This is a genomic window from Vibrio sp. 811, assembly GCF_033339195.1.
In genome coordinates this window covers 1-577 of sequence record NZ_JAWOUB010000702.1, presented here as the reverse complement: position 1 = coordinate 577, position 577 = coordinate 1, and the positions used below count along the sequence as shown (strand labels likewise).

Here is a 577-nt window from a genome sequence, read left to right as displayed (position 1 = left end):
CATCACACCCCGAGTTATTGAGGGTTACTTTCAATCCTGAAGGTTTGTCGGCACACCCCACAACACGTAGTCGCAGTCGTAAACTGAAAAAGTTATTCCAAGAATACAATGTGCCAAGCTGGTTACGTCGTCAGATCCCGATTTTGATGTACAAAGACCAAGTTGTTGCAGTCGCAGACTTGTTTGTGGATCAAACATTTAGTGGCCAAGACTGTGAACTCATTTGGCGCAAGCCTTTGTAATTCATGTCACAATATCGACCATAACTATCTCAAATAAAAAACGATTAGGTGAAGCAATGAAGAGAGTAATGATCGGTGCAGTGGCTGCACTAACCATGTTGAGTGGCCAAGCTCTGGCGGGTGATGCCGCTGCGGGACAAGCTAAAGCTGCAGTATGTGCGGCGTGTCATGGCGCAGACGGTAACGCAACGATTCCAGGCTACCCAAATTTGAAAGGGCAAAACGAGCAGTACATCGTGAGCTCAATCAAAGCTTACAAAAACAAAGAACGTAACGGTGGTCTTGCTGCGGTAATGCAGGCTCAAGCGTCGCTGCTTTCTGATGACGATATTGCA

At 46.6% G+C, this 577-nt stretch carries 2 protein-coding genes; both read left to right on the top strand.

Annotated elements, in window-relative coordinates; all coding sequences use genetic code 11:
- The coding region (tilS, locus tag R7Q46_RS28935; protein WP_318078549.1) for a tRNA lysidine(34) synthetase TilS at positions 1–242 on the top strand (242 nt) is incomplete at its 5' end.
- 56 nt (positions 243–298) lie between these two features.
- Positions 299–577 (top strand): c-type cytochrome (locus R7Q46_RS28930; RefSeq protein WP_318078548.1); only part of this gene is annotated, 279 nt, incomplete at its 3' end.